General features: G+C 75.3%; 16 protein-coding genes and 1 pseudogene. 13 read left to right on the forward strand and 4 right to left on the reverse strand.

From position 1 onward, the window contains the following. Nucleotides 1-38: 38 nt before the first annotated feature. Nucleotides 39-632 carry a precorrin-8X methylmutase gene (locus FJK98_RS16285; RefSeq protein WP_145919780.1) on the forward strand — a complete coding sequence of 198 codons (594 nt, stop codon included), beginning with the start codon at nt 39-41 and terminating at the stop codon, nt 630-632. Further along, nucleotides 629-1,531, forward strand: a pseudogene (locus tag FJK98_RS16290) (sirohydrochlorin chelatase); the annotation flags it as partial. The gene FJK98_RS16285 and the pseudogene FJK98_RS16290, both read left to right, overlap by 4 nt. Before the next feature lie 90 nt (nt 1,532-1,621). Here the strand turns inward: FJK98_RS16290 and crcB are convergent. Both crcB and FJK98_RS16300 read right to left on the reverse strand, forming a co-directional pair. Next, a complete protein-coding gene (gene crcB, locus FJK98_RS16295; protein ID WP_145919782.1) occupies nt 1,622-1,984 on the reverse strand; it encodes a fluoride efflux transporter CrcB in 363 nt (120 codons plus the stop codon). Then, on the reverse strand, nt 1,981-2,538 hold the full coding sequence (locus FJK98_RS16300; protein WP_145919783.1) for a CrcB family protein: 558 nt from the start codon (nt 2,536-2,538) through the stop codon (nt 1,981-1,983). Before FJK98_RS16300 ends, crcB begins: the two co-directional genes overlap by 4 nt. 328 nt (nt 2,539-2,866) lie before the next feature. Here FJK98_RS16300 and paaI point away from each other — a divergent pair, with 328 nt between their 5' ends. The 6 genes from paaI (at nt 2,867) to FJK98_RS16330 (ending at nt 8,959) form a co-directional block, all read left to right on the forward strand. Continuing rightward, nucleotides 2,867-3,247: a hydroxyphenylacetyl-CoA thioesterase PaaI gene (gene paaI, locus FJK98_RS16305; protein ID WP_145922804.1), complete on the forward strand. Its 381-nt coding sequence runs from the start codon at nt 2,867-2,869 to the stop codon at nt 3,245-3,247. 198 nt (nt 3,248-3,445) lie between these two features. Beyond that, nucleotides 3,446-4,981, forward strand: coding sequence for an ABC transporter substrate-binding protein (locus FJK98_RS16310; protein WP_145919784.1), 1,536 nt, complete (start codon nt 3,446-3,448; stop codon nt 4,979-4,981). Nucleotides 4,982-4,990: 9 nt separating this feature from the next. Continuing rightward, entirely contained in the window at nt 4,991-5,935 is a 945-nt protein-coding gene (locus FJK98_RS16315; protein ID WP_145919785.1) for an ABC transporter permease, read from the forward strand. Beyond that, a complete protein-coding gene (locus tag FJK98_RS16320; RefSeq protein ID WP_240762071.1) occupies nt 5,932-6,885 on the forward strand; it encodes an ABC transporter permease in 954 nt (317 codons plus the stop codon). Before FJK98_RS16315 ends, FJK98_RS16320 begins: the two co-directional genes overlap by 4 nt. Continuing rightward, nucleotides 6,882-7,943 (forward strand): ABC transporter ATP-binding protein, encoded by a 1,062-nt coding sequence (locus tag FJK98_RS16325; RefSeq protein ID WP_145919786.1) that lies wholly within the window; start codon nt 6,882-6,884, stop codon nt 7,941-7,943. Before FJK98_RS16320 ends, FJK98_RS16325 begins: the two co-directional genes overlap by 4 nt. Then, complete coding sequence (locus tag FJK98_RS16330) at nt 7,940-8,959, forward strand: ABC transporter ATP-binding protein (protein WP_145919787.1); 1,020 nt, start codon at nt 7,940-7,942, stop codon at nt 8,957-8,959. The genes FJK98_RS16325 and FJK98_RS16330 overlap by 4 nt, the downstream gene beginning before the upstream one ends. Before the next feature lie 8 nt (nt 8,960-8,967). Here the strand turns inward: FJK98_RS16330 and FJK98_RS34105 are convergent, their stop codons facing one another. Together FJK98_RS34105 and FJK98_RS34110 are read right to left on the reverse strand one after the other, a co-directional pair. After that, nucleotides 8,968-9,972 carry a hypothetical protein gene (locus FJK98_RS34105; RefSeq protein WP_240763107.1) on the reverse strand — a complete coding sequence of 335 codons (1,005 nt, stop codon included), beginning with the start codon at nt 9,970-9,972 and terminating at the stop codon, nt 8,968-8,970. Then, nucleotides 9,888-11,411, reverse strand: a complete 1,524-nt coding sequence (locus FJK98_RS34110; RefSeq protein ID WP_240762074.1) for an adenylate/guanylate cyclase domain-containing protein — start codon at nt 11,409-11,411, stop codon at nt 9,888-9,890. Before FJK98_RS34110 ends, FJK98_RS34105 begins: the two co-directional genes overlap by 85 nt. 192 nt (nt 11,412-11,603) lie before the next feature. On the opposite strand from FJK98_RS34110, the gene FJK98_RS16340 reads away from it, so the two are divergent. The 5 genes from FJK98_RS16340 to FJK98_RS16360 all read left to right on the forward strand — a co-directional run bounded on the left by FJK98_RS16340 (nt 11,604) and on the right by FJK98_RS16360 (nt 18,960). After that, nucleotides 11,604-14,597, forward strand: coding sequence for a helix-turn-helix transcriptional regulator (locus FJK98_RS16340; RefSeq protein WP_145919788.1), 2,994 nt, complete (start codon nt 11,604-11,606; stop codon nt 14,595-14,597). 117 nt (nt 14,598-14,714) lie between these two features. Then, nucleotides 14,715-15,485 carry a DUF5995 family protein gene (locus FJK98_RS16345; RefSeq protein WP_145919789.1) on the forward strand — a complete coding sequence of 257 codons (771 nt, stop codon included), beginning with the start codon at nt 14,715-14,717 and terminating at the stop codon, nt 15,483-15,485. 74 nt (nt 15,486-15,559) lie between these two features. Then, nucleotides 15,560-16,309 (forward strand): phosphotransferase, encoded by a 750-nt coding sequence (locus tag FJK98_RS16350; protein ID WP_145919790.1) that lies wholly within the window; start codon nt 15,560-15,562, stop codon nt 16,307-16,309. 49 nt (nt 16,310-16,358) lie between these two features. Continuing rightward, nucleotides 16,359-16,769 (forward strand): hypothetical protein, encoded by a 411-nt coding sequence (locus tag FJK98_RS16355; protein ID WP_145919791.1) that lies wholly within the window; start codon nt 16,359-16,361, stop codon nt 16,767-16,769. An 82-nt stretch (nt 16,770-16,851) separates the two neighbouring features. Further along, on the forward strand, nt 16,852-18,960 hold the full coding sequence (locus FJK98_RS16360; protein WP_240762076.1) for an amino acid transporter: 2,109 nt from the start codon (nt 16,852-16,854) through the stop codon (nt 18,958-18,960). Nucleotides 18,961-19,050: the final 90 nt, after the last annotated feature.

Raw genomic sequence — 19,050 nt, forward strand, 5'->3', positions numbered from 1 at the left:
TGCCCGGACCGTCGCCGGCCCGCCCCGGGAGGCGGGCGGTGAGCCGGGTCGTCCACCCCATCGAGCAGGAGTCGTACCGGATCCTGCGGGAACGGGTCGACCTGGGCGGCCTGCCACCGCTGACCAGGGCGGTCGTCGAGCGGGTGGTGCACGCCAGCGCCGACCTCGACTACGTCACCGACCTGGTCTGCGACGAGGCGGCGCTGGCCGGCGGGCTGGCCGCGCTGCGGGCCGGGGCGTCGATCGTCACCGACGTGGCGATGGTGGCCGCCGGGATCACCGCCGCCGGGCGGGAGATCGTCTGCCCGGTCGCCGAGCCGGCCGCCGCCGCGCTGGCCCGACAGACCGGGCTGACCCGGTCGGCGGCGGCCGTGCGGATCGCCCTGGACCGGGTCGGCCCGGGGGCGGTCTGGGTGGTCGGCTGCGCGCCGACGGCACTTGTCGAACTGATCGGCGTGGCCGCCGACCCGGCGCTGGTGGTCGGGTTGCCGGTGGGCTTCGTCGGGGCCGCCGAGTCCAAGGCGGCGTTGCGGGCCAGTGGCCTGCCCGCCGTGTCCAACATCGGCGAGAAGGGTGGCTCGGCGGTCGCCGCCGCCGCCCTCAACGCCCTGCTCTACCTGGAGGAAACATGACCGCACTGGTCATCGTCGGGCACGGCACGCGCAGCGCGGCCGGGGTCGACCAGTTCGCCGCGCTCGTCGACCGGGTCCGGGTCCGGGCGGGGGCCGCCGTCGGCGACGTCGAGGGGGGCTTCATCGAGCTGTCCCGGCCGCCGCTGACCGACGCGGTGACCGCGTTGGTCGGGCGCGGGCACCGGGCGCTGGTCGCGTTGCCGCTGGTGCTCACGGCCGCCGGTCACGGCAAGGGTGACATCCCGGCCGCGATGGCCCGCGAGCAGGAGCGCCACGCCGGCCTGACCTACCGGTACGGGCGACCGCTCGGCCCGCACCCGCTGCTGCACGGCGTGCTGGAGCAGCGGATCGACGCGGCGCTGGCCGGGGCCGACCGGGCCGGCACCTGGGTGGCGCTGATCGGGCGGGGCGCGACCGACCCGGACGCGAACGCCGAGGTGGCGAAGGTGGCCCGGCTGCTCTGGGAGGGGCGCGGGTACGCCGGCGTCGAACCGGGGTTCATCTCGCTGGCCGAGCCGTCCGTGCCGGCGGTGCTCGACCGGTTGCGCCGGCTCGGCGCCCGGCGGATCGTGGTCGCCCCGTACTTCCTGTTCGCCGGGGTGCTGCCGGACCGGATCGTGGCGCAGTCGCAGGCGTACGCCGCCGACCATCCCGACCTGGACGTCCGGGTCGCCGACCTGATCGGGGACTGCGACGCCCTGGCCGACCTGGTGCTGGAACGGCACGCCGAGGCGCTGCGCGGGGACATCCGGATGAACTGCGACACCTGCGCCTACCGGGTGCTGATGCCGGGCTTCGCCGACAAGGTGGGCCGCCCGCAGACCCCGCACGACCACCCCGACGACCCGGTCGACGGCCACGGCCACCACCACCATCACGGCCACGGCGATCACGGCCACCACGATCACGGGCACGGCGATCACGGGCACGACCACCAGCGTGTGCCCGGTCCGGGGCAGACCGCGACCCCGGTCCGCTGAGGGGGCCGGTCAGCCGGCCAGCGCGCGGGCCAGGGCGAAGCCGAGGGTGGCCGCGCCCAGCCCGGCGACCACGCTGACCAGGACGTTGGCCAGCGCGGGCCGACGGTCGCCGGCCCGCGCCAGCCGTAGCGTCTCGTAGCCGAAGGTGGACCAGGTGGTCAGCGCGCCGCAGAAGCCGGTGCCGACCAGCGCGGTCACCGCCGGCCCGGCGGGCACCCCGGCCACCACGCCGAGCAGCAGCGACCCGGCGACGTTGACGGTCAGCGTCCCCCACGGGAACCGGGAGCCGTGCCGGGCCTGCACGGCCCGGTCGGTGAGGTAGCGCAGCGGCGCGCCCAGCGCCGCGCCGAGCGCGATCAGCAGCACCGTCACCGGGCCTCCCGCCGGCCGGTCCGCCCCGCCGCCGGTGGGTCGCCCCGGCGGGGCCCGCGCCCACCCCGGTCGCCGCCGGGCCGGCGTCGGTCGCTGCGGTCCAGCAGCCGGCCGGCCACGGCGTCACCGGCGGCGACGGCCGTGAGCCCACCGACCAGGGTGGCGACCAGGTAGCCCAGCGCCGTCCCGGCGGCCCCGGCGGCCAGCACCCGGTGGACGTCCATCGCGTACGCGGAGAAGGTGGTGAACCCGCCGAGCACACCCACCCCGAGCAGCGGCCGGACCAGCGGGCCGGCCCGCCGTCGGCCGAGCACCGCCATCAGCGCCCCGATCAGCAGGCACCCGGTGACGTTGACCGTGAAGGTGGACCAGGGGAAACCGGTCGGGGTGTGCGGCAGGGCGGCCTGCACCCCGGCGCGGGCGAGCGCCCCGAGCGCCCCACCGGCGGCGACCACGCCCAGCACGGCGGCCGGGTGCGCGGCCAGTTCGCCCCGGTCGGCCGGGACCCGCAGGTCGACGTCGGGATCGACGCGCCGCGACGACGGTGACGTCACCGGGACCTCCCCACCAGTATCACCGAGCACTGGCAGGGACCGTTGGCGCGTCCGCGCGGTTCTCCCGGTCGGGCCGGGACGGCGGGCCCCACCGCCGACTCGTCCGTGAGCATAGCCCGGCCGGCCCGGGTGCCGTGGCCGGTGCCCACCGACGGCGTACGGTCGGCGGGGCGGCCGGCCGGGTGCCGGTCGTCGCGCCACGACCGTCAGCGTGCCCCGACCGTCAGGAGGAACAGTGCCGGACCGCAGCCCGTACCCCCGCGAAGCGGACCTCGCCGGGCGGACCGACGGCGCTGCGGTGCCGCCGGCCCGGACCGCGGCCCACGACATGTTCGACGCCGACGTGGCGTCCCGGGGGCTCGGCATCGAGCTGGTCCACGCCGCCGATGGCACGGCGGTGGCCCGGATGCGGGTGACCGCCGGGATGCTCAACGGCCACCGCATCGGCCACGGCGGGTTCGTCTTCCTGCTCGCCGACACCGCCTTCGCGCTGGCCTGCAACACGCACGGCCCGGCCACCGTCGCGGCCGGCGGCGAGATCAGCTTCCTGCGTCCGGTCCGTGAGGGCGACCTGCTGACCGCGTCCGCCACCGAACGCGTCCGGTACGGCCGCAGCGGCATCTACGACGTGACCGTCAGCCGCGACGGCGAGGTGGTGGCCGAGTTCCGGGGGCGTAGCCGCACCCTCGCCCGCCCCGCCGACGACTGACGGGTTTGACCGGCGTCGGAGGAGGAAACAGAGCCGGTACGGGAGCGGTCCGCTGTGCACCCTCCACCCGCGACGGTCGTCGATCGCGCTGATTTCCGGGCTTTCACCCCGATTTGATCGGTTATTGTTGACATCGCGCCGCCCGGCGGAGAAGACTCGCCCTTCTGATCTGCCAGGCGACGAAGGGTGACCGAGTCCATGACCAGATCGAAGATCGTCGCGGCGGCGCTCGCCGTCGCCCTGACCGCGCTGGCCGGGTGCAGCGCCGGAGAGAGCGTCGACGTCGACGGCGGGTCCACCGCCGGGGGATCGACAGGCGGCACGCTCACCGCCGCCATCGGCGGCGAACCCGACCAGCTCGACCCGCACAAGACCTCGGCCTACTACAGCTTCCAGGTGCTGGAGAACGTCTACGACACCCTGGTCGAGCCGGACGCCGACCTGAAGATGGGGCCCGCGCTGGCCACGAAGTGGACCACCAGCAGCGACCAGCTCACCTGGACGTTCACCCTCCGCGAGGGGGCCCGGTTCTCCGACGGATCGCCGCTGACCGCACAGGACGTCGTCTACTCCTACCAGCGGATCATCAACGAGAAGCTGAACGCGGCGTACAAGTTCGCCACCGTCAAGACCGTGACCGCGCCCGACCCGGCCACCGTGGTGGTCACCCTGACCGCGCCCACCCCCAACCTGCTGGCCAACCTCGGCGGCTTCAAGGGCGTCGCGATCGTCCAGAAGGCCAACGTGGAGTCGGGCGCGATCACGACCCGGCCGGTGGGCAGCGGCCCGTTCACCGTCGCCTCCTACACCTCCGGCGACACCATCAAACTGACCCGCAACGACGCCTACTGGGGGCCGAAACCGAAGCTCGACGGGGTCACCTTCACCTTCGTCAAGGACCCGACGGTGGCGTTGCAGAACCTGCGCGGCGGCGAGGTGCAGTGGACCGACAACCTGCCACCCCAGCAGGTGCCGACCCTCAAGGAGGACGGCGCGGTGACCGTCGCCACCACCCCCTCCACCGACTACTGGTACCTCGCCCTCAACGAGGCACGCAAGCCGTACGACGACGTCAACGTGCGCCGCGCCGTCGCGTTCGCCCTGGACCGGGAGGCGATCACCAAGGCCGCCAAGTTCGGCCAGGCCACCGCCAACCAGACCGCCATCCCCAAGGGCAGCTCCTGGTACTTCGACTACGCGCCGTACCGGCACGACCCGGACCAGGCGCGGCAACTGCTCGGCGGGGCCGGCGTCACCGGCCGCACCATGGACCTGATGGTCACCAGCGAGTACCCGGAGACGGTCACCGCCGCCCAGGTGATCGCCGCCCAGTTGAAGGACGTCGGGATCACCGTGAAGATCCGCACCCTGGACTTCGCCCAGTGGCTCGACGAGCAGGGCAAGGGGAACTTCGACGCCTTCCTGCTCGGCTGGCTGGGCAACATCGACCCGGACGAGTTCTACTACGCCCAGCACCGCACCGGCGGCACGTTCAACTTCCACAAGTACAGCAACCCCGCCGTCGACACCCTGCTCGACCAGGCCCGCACCCAGACCGACGAGGCCGCCCGTAAACAGACGTACGAGCGGGCCGCGAAGCAGATCGTCGACGACGCCAGCTACATCTACCTCTACAACCCGGACGTGGTGCAGGGCTGGTCCCGCAAGGTCACCGGCTACCAGGTCCGCACCGACCGGGCGATCCGGTTCCGCGACGTCGCCCTGAACCGCTGAGGGGGCGAGGTGGGACGCTTCGTCCTGCGGCGGCTGCTCCAGTCGGTCGTCGTCCTGCTCGGGGTGACCCTGGTGGTCTTCCTGCTGCTGCAACTGGTCCCCGGCGACCCGGTCCGGGTCTCCCTCGGCACCCGCTTCGACCAGCAGACCTACGACGCGCTGCGGGAACGCTCCGGGCTGGACCGCCCGCTGGTGGTGCAGTACCTCAGCTATGTCGGCAACGCGCTCACCGGTGACCTCGGGGTCAGCTTCCGCAGCGGTCAGCCGGTCACCACGATCGTGCTGGAACGGCTGCCCGCCACCCTGTCCCTGGCGGTGACCGCCGTGCTGCTCGCCCTGCTCGTCGCCTTCCCGCTCGGGGTGCTCTCCGCGGTGCGCAGCGGCTCGTTCGTCGACCACGCCGCCCGGGTGTTCAGCCAGTTCGGCGTGTCCGTCCCCGACTTCTGGATGGGCATCATGGGCATCCTGCTCTTCGCCGGGGTGCTCGGCTGGCTGCCCCCGTCGGGTTACGTGCCGCTCACCGACGACCCGGTGGGCTGGGCGTCGCACGTGGTGTTGCCCGCCGCCGCCGTCGGCCTGGTCACCGCCTCCATCCTCACCCGGTTCATCCGGTCCTCGGTGCTGGAGGTGCTCGCCGAGGACTACGTCCGCACCGCCGAGGCCAAGGGGCTGCGCCGCCGGGTGGTGGTCGTACGGCACGTGCTGCGCAACGCGCTGGTCCCGGTGGTCACCGTGGTCGGGGTGCAGCTGGCCAGCCTGGTCGGTGGGGTGATCGTGATCGAGGTGCTGTTCGCCTGGCCGGGCGTCGGCCGGCTCACCTACGACGCCGTCCAGGCCCGGGACTATCCGGTGCTGCAGGGCGCGGTGCTCTTCGTGGCCACCCTGTTCCTGCTGGTGAACCTGCTGGTGGACGTCCTCTACGCCCGCCTCGACCCGAGGATCACGCTGCGATGAGCGCCGGGGAGCGGGCGTCGACCCCCGCCGCCGTGCCGCCGGTCGACCCGGTCGACGACCGTCCGTCGGCGACGGCCGCCGAGGCGGGCGCCCTGCGCCGTGCGCTGACCGCGCTGCGGCACGACCCGCCGGCCGTCGCCGGCACGGTGGTGCTGTTGGTCCTGCTGGTCGTCGGGCTGGCCGGGCAGTGGCTCGCGCCGGCCGGGATCAACGACGTGGACGTCGACCAGATGCTCCGTCCACCCAGCGGCGCGCACCCGTTCGGCACCGACGAACTGGGCCGCGACGTGCTCAGCCGGGTGCTGCTGGCGGCCCGGGTGTCGTTGCAGGTGGGCCTGGTCAGCGTCGGTATCGCCCTGGCCGTCGGGGTCACCGTCGGCCTGCTCGCCGGCTGGTACGGCGGCTGGACGGACAACGTCCTCATGCGCGGCATGGACGTGCTGTTCGCGTTCCCGGTGCTGCTGCTCGCCGTGGCGATCGTCGCGGTCCTCGGCCCGGGTCTGGTCACCGCGATGACCGCCATCGGGGTGGTCTACACCCCGATCTTCGCCCGGGTGACCCGGGCCAGCGTGCTCGCCGTACGGGAGCAGGTCTTCGTCCGGGCCGCCGTCTCCATCGGCACCTCCGACCTGCGCATCCTGCGCCGGCACGTGCTGCCCAACATCGCCGCCCCGCTGATCGTGCAGACCTCCCTGTCGTTGGCCTTCGCGATCCTGTCCGAGGCGGCGCTGTCCTTCCTGGGGCTGGGCGTCCAGCCTCCCGCGCCGGCCTGGGGCCGGATGCTCTACGACGGACGTGGTTTCGTCACCGACGCCTGGTGGCTGGGGTTCTTCCCCGGCGCGGCGATCTTCCTGACCGTGCTCGCGTTCAACCTGGTCGGTGACGCCCTGCGCGACGTGCTCGACCCCCGTCAGCTCACCGTCAGCGAAGCCCGCAGGAGCACCCGATGAGCGGACCCGCCGTACCGTCGCCCCGGGCCGCCGGGGACGCGCCGGTGCTGGAGATCAGCGACCTGACGGTCACCCTCGGCACCCGCAACGGCCCGGCCCGCGCGGTCGCCGGCGTCGACTGGTCGGTGGCTCCCGGCGAGACCCTCGCCCTGGTCGGGGAGTCCGGCAGCGGCAAGAGCATGACCGTGCTCGCCGCCACCGGGCTGGCCCCACGGTCGGCCACCGTCACCGGCCGGGTCCGGCTGCTGGGCCGCGACTTGACCGGCATGTCCGGGTCGGACCGTCGCCGGTGGCGGGGCCGGCACGTCGGCTTCGTCTTCCAGGACCCGATGACCACCCTCAACCCGGTGCTGACCGTCGGTCGGCAGGTCGCCGAGGCGTGCGAGGAGCACCTCGGGATGAGCCGGCGGCAGGCCCGCTCCCGCGCCGTCGAGCTGCTCGACCTGGTCGGCATCCCGGAGCCCGGCCGGCGGGTGGACGCCCACCCGCACGAGTTCTCCGGCGGGATGCGGCAACGGGTCGTCATCGCGATGGCCCTGGCCTGCGAACCGGCCCTGCTGATCGCCGACGAGCCGACCACCGCGCTGGACGTCACCACCCAGGCGCAGATCGTCGAACTCGTCGCCGACCTGCGCCGCCGGCTCGGCACCGCGGTCGTCTGGATCACCCACGACCTCGGGGTGGTGGCCGGGATCGCCGACACCGTCGCGGTCATGTACGGGGGCCGGATCGTCGAGCAGGGCCCGGTCGACGCGGTCTTCGTCGCGCCGGGGCACCCGTACACCCGGGCCCTGCTGGCGGCCCGGCCCCGGCCCGGCGCGGCGGGGGAGGAGCTGGCGGCGATCCCCGGCGCGCCACCCAGCCCGCTCGACCTGCCGCCCGGGTGCGCGTTCTGGCCCCGCTGCCCGGTGCGCGGGGACGCCCGCTGCGCCCACGAGCTGCCGCCGCTGGTCCCGATCGCCCCCGCCCACCGGGTCCGCACCTTCTACCCCGCCACCGCTGCCGGGACCCGGCCCGCCGGTGACGACCCGGCCCCGTCCACCCCGGAGGACCGATGAGTACGGGAACGATCGCCGAACTCGACGACCTCACGGTCTGGTTCCCCAGCCCCGGTGGCCCACCGGTGCGGGCGGTGGACGGCGTGTCGCTGACCGTACGGGCGGGCGAGACCCTGGGCCTGGTGGGGGAGTCCGGCAGCGGCAAGTCCACCACCGGCCTGGCGTTGCTGCGGCTGGTGGCCCCGACCGACGGCCGGATCACCGTCGGCGGGCAGGACGTCACCGGCTGGTCGCGTCGCCGGCTGCGCGGGCTGCGCCGCCGGGTGGCCATGGTCTTCCAGGACCCGCAGGCGTCGCTGGACCCGCGCCGCACCGTCGGCGCCAGCATCGCCGAACCGTTGGTCGTGCACCGGCTGGCCCCCTCGGCGCAGGCCCGCCGGCACCGGGTCGCCGAACTGCTCGACCTGGTGGGCCTGCGGCCGGAGACGGCCGGTCGGCATCCGCACGAACTGTCCGGCGGCCAACGCCAACGGGTCGGCATAGCCCGCGCGTTGGCCGGGGAACCCGACCTGATCGTCCTCGACGAACCGATCGCGTCGCTCGACCTGAGCGTGCAGGCGCAGATCATGAACCTGCTGCGCCGGCTGCAACGAGACCTCGGGCTCACCTACCTGTTCATCGCGCACGACCTGGCCGCCGTGGAGCACCTCAGCGACCGGATCGCGGTGATGTACCTGGGCCGGATCGTGGAGACCGGCACCCCGGCGCAGCTCTGGCGCGAACCGGCGCACCCCTACACGGCGGCGCTGCTGTCGGCGGTCCCGGTGGCCGACCCCCGGGTGGAACGGAACCGGCGGCGGATCATCCTCACCGGCGACCTGCCCAGCCCGACCGATCCGCCGAGCGGCTGCCGGTTCCGGACCCGCTGCCCGCAGGCCCGCCCCGCCTGCGCCCGGACCGACCCGCCACCGGTCGAGGTGGGCCCCGGCCACCGGGCCGCGTGCCTGTTCGCCGGGGAGGCGGTCCGCGCCATGCGTGCCGACCCGCCCGCCCCGGTCGCCGACGGACCCCGGTAGGGCGGCGGTCAGGCGGCGCGCGCCGGTAACGGTACGGCGGGAGGCGGCACCCCCTCCCCACGTCGTCGCCGGCCGGTCGTCGGCCGCTGAGCAGCGGAGACACCGGCCGGTCGGGACGGCAGCGGCACGACGACGGCCAGTCGCCGGCCGGCCCGGCCCGACCGGTCCGGCAGCGCCGACGGATGTCCGGTCACGGCCGTCGCCCACCCCGGCCGCCCGCCCCCGGTGTCGCCGGACCCCCGGCGTGGCTCGTGGGGCCGGGCGGCCCCGGCGAGGGCCGTTGGCTGCCGAGATCCCCGGCCGGGTACTCCGTCACCCGCGCCGGCACTCGTGGGCAGGCGGCACAGGAGGTGCCCGACCACCCCGGCAGCCGTCCGACCCGCCCCGGGACACCGCCCGGCGGACCCCGCGCGGTGCGTCCCTGCGCCCTGACCGGTGGACCCCGCGAGGTGGACCCCTCCGACCCGACCGGCGGACCCGACGCGGTGGACCGGTTCCGCCGCACGGGTGACGCCGGCCCGCCCGCCCGGCGCGGCCCGGTGCACAGGTGCCACCCGCCCCGAGGCCCCGGCCCGGTGCGGCGCCCCGACCGGGCGAGGGGTCCCGGTCCGCCCGGTCATGCCGCTCGACCGGTCGGCCCCGGCCCGCGCGGCGGCGGCCCCGACGGGCCCGGTCACCCCGACGGGCCCGGCCAGCCCGGCGGACGCGGCCCGGCGGCTGAAGTCGGCGCGGACCGAGCGGAGCAGCCGGTCGGACGCACAGCGGCGCAGGGCCGGGTCGGCCACCACCAGCCCGCCCCGGGCCGAAGGCTCCAGGAAGCCGGCGTCGGTGAGCCGGCGCAGCGCCCCGGCGGCCCGCTCCGGTGCCCAGTCGAGCAGCACGGCCACGGCCGGGGCGGTGACCGGGACGTCGAGCGTCGCGGCGGCCATCAGCACCGCCCGGTGGGCGCCGTCGCACCGGTCCAACCGGGCGGCGGCGCGACGACGCAGCGATTCGGGCAGCGCCGGCTCCACCGCCGGACCGGCGAGAGGATCACCGCCTGCGCTCGGCCGGGGCATCGCCTCGACGTAGGCGGCGGCGTGGCCGGGCCGGCCGGCGACCAGCGGCAGCAGCCGGGTCGCCGCCCCGACCGGCCGGCCGGAGGCGACGAGCAGCCGGCGCAGCAACCGGCCGGTGTGGAGGGTGCCCAGCGGGGCCAGTTCGACCCGGTGCCGGTCGGCCGGCGCGGGCAGCGGGTCCGTCCGGTCCGGCCGGTGGGTGGCCAGCACCGCCAGCGGCAGGCCCCGGTCGGTCGCGGCGGCGAACAGCGCGTGCAGGAACCGCCCCAGCTCCGGGGCCGCCCGGTCCAGGTCGTCCACGCCGACCACCACCGGCCGGCGGGCGGCCAGGGCGAGCAGGACCCGGCGTACCGCCGCCGCCCGGCGACCGCCGACCGGTCCGGGGCGTCCAGCAGCGCGGCGAGCGCCGCCACGGTCGCCCCGACCTGGCCCGCCGGGACCAGCCCGTCGACCAGGGCGGCCAGCCGGGGGCGGACCACGCCCGTCGGGCCGCCGACGGGCAGCCCCGCCAGGTCCCGCAGCAGCTCCGCGACCGGCCCGAACACCTGCTCCGGGTACGGCGGGCAGTGCGCCACCGCCCAGCGCACCGACCGGCCGTCGACCTCGGGCAGCCGGTGGCGCAACTCGGCCAGCAGCCGGCTGCGGCCGATCCCGTCCGGGCCGGTGACGGCCACCCACCGTGGACGATGCTCCCGGACCGCCCGGGTGAGCTGGTCCAGGGCGGTGGCGACCTCCCGGCGTCGACCGATCAGCGGGCCGTCGTGCCGGGCCGGCCGGTGGCGGGTCGGGCGGGTGACCCGCCAGACGTCCACCGGCAGCGCCTTGCCGGCGAGGCTGGCCGGGGCGAGGGCGTGCTGGTCGACCAGGCCGGCGGTGGCCCGGTGGGTGGCCGCGCAGACGACCACGCCGCCCGCCGGGGCGTACTCCTGGATGCGGGCGGCGGTGGTGAGGACCGCGCCGGAGGCCATGCCGTGTCCGCCGTCGCGGGCGGCGGCCAGGTCGACCACCGCCTCGCCGGTGGCGACGCCGACCCGGACCCGCAGCGTCACCCCGCCGGGCAGCGTCCGCCGGTCCAGCGCGGCCTGGATCTCCAGGGCCGCCCGCACCGCCCGGTAGCCGTCCAACCCGTCGGAGGTACGCGCCCCGAACAGCGCCATCACCGCGTCGCCGACGTACTTCTCCACCGTGCCCTGCCAGCGGCGCAGCACCCCGGCGACGGTGTCGAAGTAGGCGAACTGCACCGCCCGGACGTCCTCGGGGTCGAGCCGTTCGGTCAACGCGGTCGACCCGACGATGTCGGCGAAAAGGACGGTCAGCGTACGCCGTTCCTGCGGCACCGGCCAGGGCGTCGTGGTGGCATCTTCCCGACCGGTACCGACCGTGGACAGTGGCATTCCACCCACCCCTTTCCTGCGCGGTGCTGCCTCTGACGACGATCGGAGACTGTCACCACCGGGCTGACGGGGGATCTGCCGAACGACGTATGTCGGTCGGTCGCCACCTTTAGTCGCAATGTCGACGCGAGAGGTACCAATGCCGGATCAAGCCCGTAGAACGGTGCGGGGACCTGTGACTAGGCTGCGGACATGGCCAGCGATGTGGACACCGCACCGCTCGTCGGCCGCGCCGACCAGCTGGCGGTGCTGCGCGCCGCGCTCCACGACGGGATCGGCCCCGGGCAGACCGCCGCCGTCTTCGTCACCGGTGAGAGCGGGGTGGGCAAGACCCGGCTGCTCACCGAGGCTGCGGCGCGGCTGCGGGACGCGGGAGCGGTGGTGCTCACCGGCTCCTGCCTGGACATCGGCGACGCCTCCCCGCTGCACCCGGTGCTCCAGGCGTTACGCCGCTTCGACGCCGACCTCACCGCCGGTCAGGCCCGCACCTCGTCGGCGGTACGGGGTCTGCTGCGGACGTTCGCCGAGGACAGCGGCGGCGCGGACAGCGCCGGGGCGCTGCTGGAACGGGTCTCCCGGGGGCTGAGCCTGATCGCCGAGGGCCGTCCGCTGGTGCTCGTCCTCGACGACCTGCAGTGGGTGGACCGGACCACCCGGCAACTCCTGCTCTATCTGCTCGCCGGCCTGGGTGACCTGCAACTGTCGGTGCTGGCGGCGGTCCGGGCCGAGTCGTTGCAGGGGGCCCACCCGCTGCGCCGGGTGCTCACCGAGCTGCGTCGGCTGCGGTCGGTGCGGGTGCTCGACCTGGGGCCCCTCGACCGGACCGGCACCGACCTGCTGGCCGCCGAGATCGTCGGCGCGCCGCTCGCCCCGGAGGCCGCCGACCAGGTCTGGCAGCGCAGCGGCGGCAACCCGTTCGTGGTCGAGGAACTGGCCCGTGACCTGCGCGACGGCCGCGACGGGCTGTCCGACACGCTGCGCGAGATCTTCCTGTCCCGGGTGGACGCGCTGCCCCGGCACGCGCACGCCGCGGTGCACGCGGTGGCGGCGGGCGTCGAACCGGTCGAGCACTGGCTGCTGGCCGAGGTGCTCGGCCTGCCCGAGGCGGAACTCATCGAGGCGCTGCGTGAGGCCGTCGCCCACCGGCTGCTCGTCGGCGCGGACGACGGCTACCGGCTGCGGCACCGGCTGGTCGCCGAGGTGCTCGCCCACGAGCTGCTCCCGGCGGAACGCGCCGGCCTGCACCGCCGCTACGCCGAGGCGCTCACCCGGGTCCCGGCGGAGCTGCACCAGGCCCGGCTGGCCCACCACTGGCGGCTGGCCGGTGAACCCGGTCGGGCCCTGCCGGCGGCGATGGCCGCCGCCCGGGAGGCCGAACGGCTGCACGGTTTCGCCGAGGCGCACCGGCACTGGACGGCGGCGTTGCAGCTGGCCGCGACGCCGGTCACCGGCCCGGTGGACGCCCCGCCCGAGGTGGACCGGGCGGTGCTGCTGGAGCGGGCCGCCGAGGCCGCCCACAAGAGCGGCGAGCACGCCCGCGCGTTGTCCCTGCTGGCCGAGCGGACCGGGGGCGAGCCGCTCGACCCGTCCTGCGCGGTGCGTATCCAACGGGCCCGTTACCTGGCCGCCGCCGGCCGGTCCGCCCCCGCCGAGGCGGAGTACCGCAGCGTGCTGGAGGCCGCCGAGTGCACCGCCCGGGAACGGGCCAACGCCGCCGCCCGGCTGGCCGAGCTGCTGCTGCACCTGGGCCGGTACGCCGACGCCGGGCAGCGCGCCCGGGAGGCCCTGGAACTGGCCGCGTCGGTCGACGGCAGCACCACGGAGGTGGTGCTGGCCAGCTCCGCGCTGGGCTTCAGCGAGGCGTTCCTGGAGGACCCGGACGCCGGCCTGGCCGTGGTGCGCCGGGCCCTGGAGACCGCCGAACGCTCCGGCGGCCCGGAGGACGTGGCCTGCGCGTACCTGCACCTGGCGGAGCTGCTGACCGGGCCGCTGAACATCCTGGAGGAGGGGGTGGTGGTGGCCCGCCGGGGTGCCGAGCGGGTCGCCGAGCTGGGCCTGGGCCGCACCTACGAGACCCGGTTGCTGGCGATCGCCACCAACGGGCTGTTCCGGGTCGGCCAGTGGGCGGAGGCGGAGAAGGTGGTCGCGGCGGCGCTGCGGCACCGCCCGTCCGGCGCCGACGCGGTCGAGCTGCTGCTGGCCCGCTGCCGGCTCTCCGTCGGGTACGGCGACGTCGAGGCGTCCGACCGGGACCTGGAGGCGGTGGCGACGATGCTCGCCGGCGGTGGCGCGCCCCGGCACGTGCTGCCGATGCTGATCCTGCGGGCCGGGCTGGCGATGTGGCAGGGCCGGCACGACGTGGCCCGGCAGGCCGTGCAGCGGGGCCTGACCGAGAGCCGTTCCGACGACGTGGTGCTGCTGGGCACGCTGGCCTGGCACGGGCTGCGCGCGGAGGCGGAGGCGCACGCGAGCCGTACCGTGGCGGTCGACGAGACGGCGGTCCGCCGGCTGCGCGACGCGGTCGACCGGGTGGCGGCCAAGAGCGCGACGGCCGCCGGGCCGGTGCGGGTCAACGCCGACGGCTTCCTGGCGTTGTGCACGGCCGAGCTGACCCGCCTCGACGGCCGGGGCGACCCGGAGGCCTGGGCCCGGTCGGCGGCCGAGTGGGACAAGCGGAACCACCCCTACCCGGCGGCCTACTCCCGGCTGCGGCAGGCCGAGGCGTTGCTGGCCCGGCGCAGCCGCAGCAGCACGGCGACCACCCTGCTGCGGCAGGCCCACGAGATGGCGTCGAGCCTGGGCGCGGTGCCGCTGACCAGCGAGATCCGGACGCTGGCCGGCCGGGCGCGGGTGGAGCTGACCGGGCGGGTACAGCCCGCCGGGGCGGGGCGTGTCCCGGCGGCCCGCACGGGCGGCTCCCGGTCGTCGGGCGCGGGCCGCAGCCGGGCCGCCGCGGCGGGGGAGGCCGCCGCCCCACCGGGGGCCGACGAGTTGGCCCTGCTGACCGCGCGGGAACGGGAGGTGCTCGCGGCGGTGGCCGAAGGGCTGACCAACAGGGAGATCGGTCAGCGGCTGTTCATCAGCGAACGCACCATCGGCGTGCACGTGTCGCACATCTTCGACAAGCTCCAGGTGCGGACCAGGGTCCAGGCCAGCGCCATCCACCTGCGTAACCGGGGCGGGTGAGCGTACGTCCGGCGCGGACGAATACGTCGTTCTACTGATCCCCGCTGCGGCCGGCGCTGACAGGCTGTCCACCGGAAACGACGGGCGCGGCGCTGCCCCGACCACTGTGGAGGAGACATGACGGAACCGGTCTGGGGGCCCGTCCACGCGGACATCGTCGATCTCCTCGCCGACCACCCGGAGGACGTCCCGGCGGTGGTCGACCACCTCACCAAACTCCAGGACCTGCTGGTCCGGCTGCCGCCGCTGGAGCAGAGCTGCCCGCTTGCCGACTTCAACCGGCTCTACCTGACCATCACCAGCCGGGTGCTGGAGGGGCTCTACGACGACTACTTCGCCGACCCGGTGTTCCTGTCCCGGCTGGACGTGGAGTTCGCCGCCCGCTACTTCGACGCGATGCGGCTGTGGACCGAGTCCAGCCCGACCACCCCGCGCGCCTGGTCGTGCCTGTTCAAGCGGATGCGCGGCCCGGACGCCCGGCCGTTGCCGTCGGCGGCGGCGGGGGTGAACGCGCACATCAACTTCGACCTGCCGTTCGCCCTGGTGACCACGTTCGACCACCTGGAGTCCGAGCCGGTGGACGGCACCGAACAACACCGCGACTACCTGAAGATCAACGACATCTTCGCCGACAAGATCCCGTCGCTGCGGCGGGGTTACCTGGAGCGGTGGCAACTGCTCCTGGACATGCTCAACGGCGACATCGACGACTGGTACCAGGGCGAACTGGTCGAATACACCAGGGACGTGGCCTGGCGCAACGCGCAGAAGATCTGGCGTTGCCGGCACGACCCGCAGGCCCGCGACGGCGAGCGCACCCGGCTGGACGACAATGCCGCGGCGCTCGGCCGGCTGCTGCTGTCACCGCTGGGGGCGTTCCTGCAGTAGCAGCCGGGACGGGGGGTCCCCGCGCCCCGGGAAACCGGGGCGCGGGGACGCGTCCGTTCCGCCAGGATGACCGGATGCGCCCGACCGAGGAACCGCTGCCCGGCAACGTCACCACCGGCCTGGTGCGGGTCGGTGACACCGTCCGCCGGCCGGTCGGCCCGTGGACCGACGCCGTCGACGCCCTGCTGACCCACCTGCACGCCGTCGGCTTCGACGGCGCGCCCCGGCCGCTGGGCCGCGACGGGCAGGGCCGGCAGGTGCTGGAGTACGTGCCGGGGGAGCTGGGCCACCCCTCGGGGCTCTACCCCACGGCGGACCTGCCCTCGATCGGCCGGCTGCTGGCCGACCTGCACCACGCCACCGCCGGTTTCGTACCCCCCGAACCGGCCCGCTGGCAGGTGCCGATCCGCCCCGACGGCACGGACCTGATCTGCCACCACGACCCGGCACCGTGGAACCTGGTCCGCGCCGCCCGGGGCTGGGTGCTGATCGACTGGGACGGCGCCGGCCCCGGCACCCGCCGCTGGGAGCTGGCGTACGCCGCGCAGGCCATGGCCGGGATGCGCCCCGACCGGCCGGTGCCCGACTCGGCCCGCCGGCTGCGCGCCCTGGTCGACGGGTACGACCTGCCGGCGGCGCAACGTCCCGCGCTCGCCGCGACCCTCGGCCCCCGGGCGCGGGCGATGTACGACCTGCTGTCCGACGGCGCCCGGCGCGGCATCCAGCCCTGGGCCCGGATCCACGCCGAGGACGGCCCCTACTGGCGGGCCGTCGCCGGCCACCTGTCGGCCCACGTCGACGACTGGACCCGCGCCCTGGCGTGACCCTGCGGCCGGCGGGTGTCGGACGACCCGCCCGGGGTACCCGCCGGTCATGCCCGCACACCGCTTCGCCTTCCGGTTCGACCCGCCCTTCCGGGTGCCGTTGGCGCTGCTCGGCATCCGACCGCAGACCTGCGCCGTGCTGCTCGACGACGCGGAACTGGTGATCCGGTTCGGCCGCTGGCGGCTACGGACCGGCAGGGCGAACGTGATCGACGCCCAGCGCGGCGGGCCGTACCGCTGGTGGCGGGCCGTCGGGCCGCACCTGTCCCTGGCCGACCGGGGGGTCACCTTCGGCACCGGCACCACGGCCGGGGTGTGCCTGCGGTTCGGTACCCCGGTGCCGGGGCTGGCCCCCGGCCGGTGGCTGCGCCATCCGGCGGCCACCGTGACGGTGACCGACCCGGACGCCCTGCTGGCGGCCCTGCGCCGCACACCGGCCGGCCACCCCCGTCCCGCCTGACCCCCGGCTTCCCCGGTTCCGGCCGGCCGGACCGCCTCCAGCGCCTACCGTCGGGGACAGGGGACACGAGGGCGGTCGGCGGATGGCGGACGGGCGGGACGGGACGCGGGGACGGCGGACCCGGGAACGACGGGGGAGCACGCCGCCGCCGGGCCACGGGCGGGCGCTGCGCGAGGCCCGGGACGCCGGCCAGGGTGAGCGCACCCGACCCGGGCCGGTGGGCCTGCCGGAGTGCGTGAACAGCCACGCCCGGCCGGCCCGGCCCGGTGGCGCGCTGCGCCGGTGGCTGTTCGCGTACCGGGTGCAGCCGGTCGGCCCGGAGACCGAGGAGGGCAGCCAGCGCCGGCACCCCTGGTGGCAGGTGATGTGCCTGACCGGGGTCGACTACTTCTCGACCCTGTCCTACCTGCCGGGCATCGCGGCGCTGGCCGCCGGGGCGCTCTCCCCGCTGGCCACCCTGCTGATCGTGGCGCTGACCCTGCTCGGGATGCTGCCGATGTACCGGCGGGTGGCCCGGGAGAGCCCGCACGGGCAGGGGTCGGTGGCGATGCTGGAGCGGCTGCTGCCGTTCTGGCGGGGCAAGATCTTCGTACTGGTGCTGCTCGGTTTCGTCGCCACCTCGTGGATCATCACGATCACCCTCTCCGCCGCCGACGCCACGGTGCACCTGCTGGAGAACCCGTACCTGCCGTCGTCGGCGCCGCACGGCGACGGGGTGGCCGTGCTGGTGACGGTGGCGCTGCTGCTCGTCCTCGGCGGGGTGTTCCTGCTCGGCTTCAGCGAGGCGGTGCTGGTGGCCGTACCCCTGGTGGTGGTCTTCCTCGGTCTCAACGCGGTGATCGTGGCCGACGGCCTGGCCGGGATCGCCGCCGACCCGGGCACCGTGCGGAACTGGACGGCCGCCCTGACCGCCGGGGGTTCCGGGGTGGGCGACCTGCTCGGCCCGGCGGTGCTGGCCTTCCCGCTGCTGGTCCTGGGCCTGTCCGGCTTCGAGACCGGGGTGAGCATGATGCCCCTGGTACGCGGGGCGGGCGAGGACCGCGGGCAGCGGCTGGCCGCGCGGATCCGCAACACCCGCCGGCTGCTCACCGCCGCCGCGCTGATCATGTCGGTGTACCTGCTGACCACCACGTTCGTCACCACCGTGCTGATCCCGCCCCGGGAGTTCCAGCCGGGCGGCGCGGCGAACGGCCGGGCGCTGGCCTGGCTGGCCCACGCCCGGCTCGGCGAGGGGTTCGGCACGCTCTACGACATCAGCAGCGTGTTGATCCTCTGGTTCGCCGGGGCGTCGGCGATGGCCGGCCTGATCAACATCGTGCCGCGCTACCTGCCGTCGTACGGGATGGCACCGGAGTGGGGCCGGGCGGTCCGGCCGGTGGTGCTGGTCTACACCCTGATCAGCATCGTCATCACCGTCGCCTTCCGGGCCGACGTCAACGCCCAGGCCGGCGCGTACGCCACCGGCATCCTGGCGATGATGGTCTCCGGCGCGGTGGCGGTGACCATCGCGACCGTCCGGGCCCGGCACCGGTTCGCCGCGTCCGGCTTCGCGGTGCTCACCGCCGTGCTGCTCTACGCGCTGGCCGAGAACGTCATCGAGAAGCCCGACGGGCTCGCCATCTCCGGCATGTTCATCGCCGGCATCGTGGTGGTGTCGCTGGTCTCCCGGATCACCCGGACCACCGAGTTGCGGACCGAACGGATCGAGTTCGACGAGCCGGCCCGGCGGTTCGTCACCGAGTCGCTGGCCCACGACGGCCGGCTGCACCTGATCGCCAACAAACGCGACACCGGCGCGCTCAAGGAGTACCGGGTCAAGGAGCGGGCGCAGCGGGGCATGAACCCGGTGCCGGGCGCCTCCGACGTGCTCTTCCTGGAGATCGACGTGGTGGACCCGTCGGAGTTCAGCCAGGTGTTGTGGGTGCACGGGGTCGAGGTCGGCGGCTTCCGGGTGCTGCGGGCCAGCAGCCCGGCGGTGCCGAACGCGATCGCCGCCATCCTGCTGGCGTTGCGCGACGGCACGGGCGTCCGCCCGCACGCCCACTTCGAGTGGTCCGAGGGCAACCCGATCGCCCACCTGCTGCGCTACCTGATCCTCGGCCGGGGCGACACCCCACCCGTGGTCCGCGAGATCATCCGCAAGAGCGAACCCGACCCCTCCCGCCGCCCCGGCATCCACGTAGGCGCCTGACCCACCCCCACCCCACCCCGCCCCGCCCACCCCGCCCCACCCCGCTCGCCCGGCTGCCCCACCCGGCTTTCCCCGGTGATCAAGAAGTTT

It is taken from the genome of Micromonospora sp. HM134, from assembly GCF_007833915.1.
GTDB lineage: Bacteria > Actinomycetota > Actinomycetes > Mycobacteriales > Micromonosporaceae > Micromonospora > Micromonospora wenchangensis.

Excerpts from the sequence above, each read along its gene's own strand:
- FJK98_RS16325 (WP_145919786.1), top strand. The coding sequence starts at position 6,882 with ATGAGCGGACCCGCCGTACCGTCGCCCCGGGCCGCCGGGGACGCGCCG.
- FJK98_RS34110 (WP_240762074.1), bottom strand. The coding sequence starts at position 11,411 with ATGCCACTGTCCACGGTCGGTACCGGTCGGGAAGATGCCACCACGACG.
- FJK98_RS16340 (WP_145919788.1), top strand. The coding sequence starts at position 11,604 with ATGGCCAGCGATGTGGACACCGCACCGCTCGTCGGCCGCGCCGACCAG.
- FJK98_RS16345 (WP_145919789.1), top strand. The coding sequence starts at position 14,715 with ATGACGGAACCGGTCTGGGGGCCCGTCCACGCGGACATCGTCGATCTC.
- FJK98_RS16320 (WP_240762071.1), top strand. The coding sequence starts at position 5,932 with ATGAGCGCCGGGGAGCGGGCGTCGACCCCCGCCGCCGTGCCGCCGGTC.
- FJK98_RS16310 (WP_145919784.1), top strand. The coding sequence starts at position 3,446 with ATGACCAGATCGAAGATCGTCGCGGCGGCGCTCGCCGTCGCCCTGACC.
- FJK98_RS16350 (WP_145919790.1), top strand. The coding sequence starts at position 15,560 with ATGCGCCCGACCGAGGAACCGCTGCCCGGCAACGTCACCACCGGCCTG.
- FJK98_RS16360 (WP_240762076.1), top strand. The coding sequence starts at position 16,852 with ATGGCGGACGGGCGGGACGGGACGCGGGGACGGCGGACCCGGGAACGA.
- FJK98_RS16330 (WP_145919787.1), top strand. The coding sequence starts at position 7,940 with ATGAGTACGGGAACGATCGCCGAACTCGACGACCTCACGGTCTGGTTC.
- paaI (WP_145922804.1), top strand. The coding sequence starts at position 2,867 with ATGTTCGACGCCGACGTGGCGTCCCGGGGGCTCGGCATCGAGCTGGTC.
- FJK98_RS16355 (WP_145919791.1), top strand. The coding sequence starts at position 16,359 with ATGCCCGCACACCGCTTCGCCTTCCGGTTCGACCCGCCCTTCCGGGTG.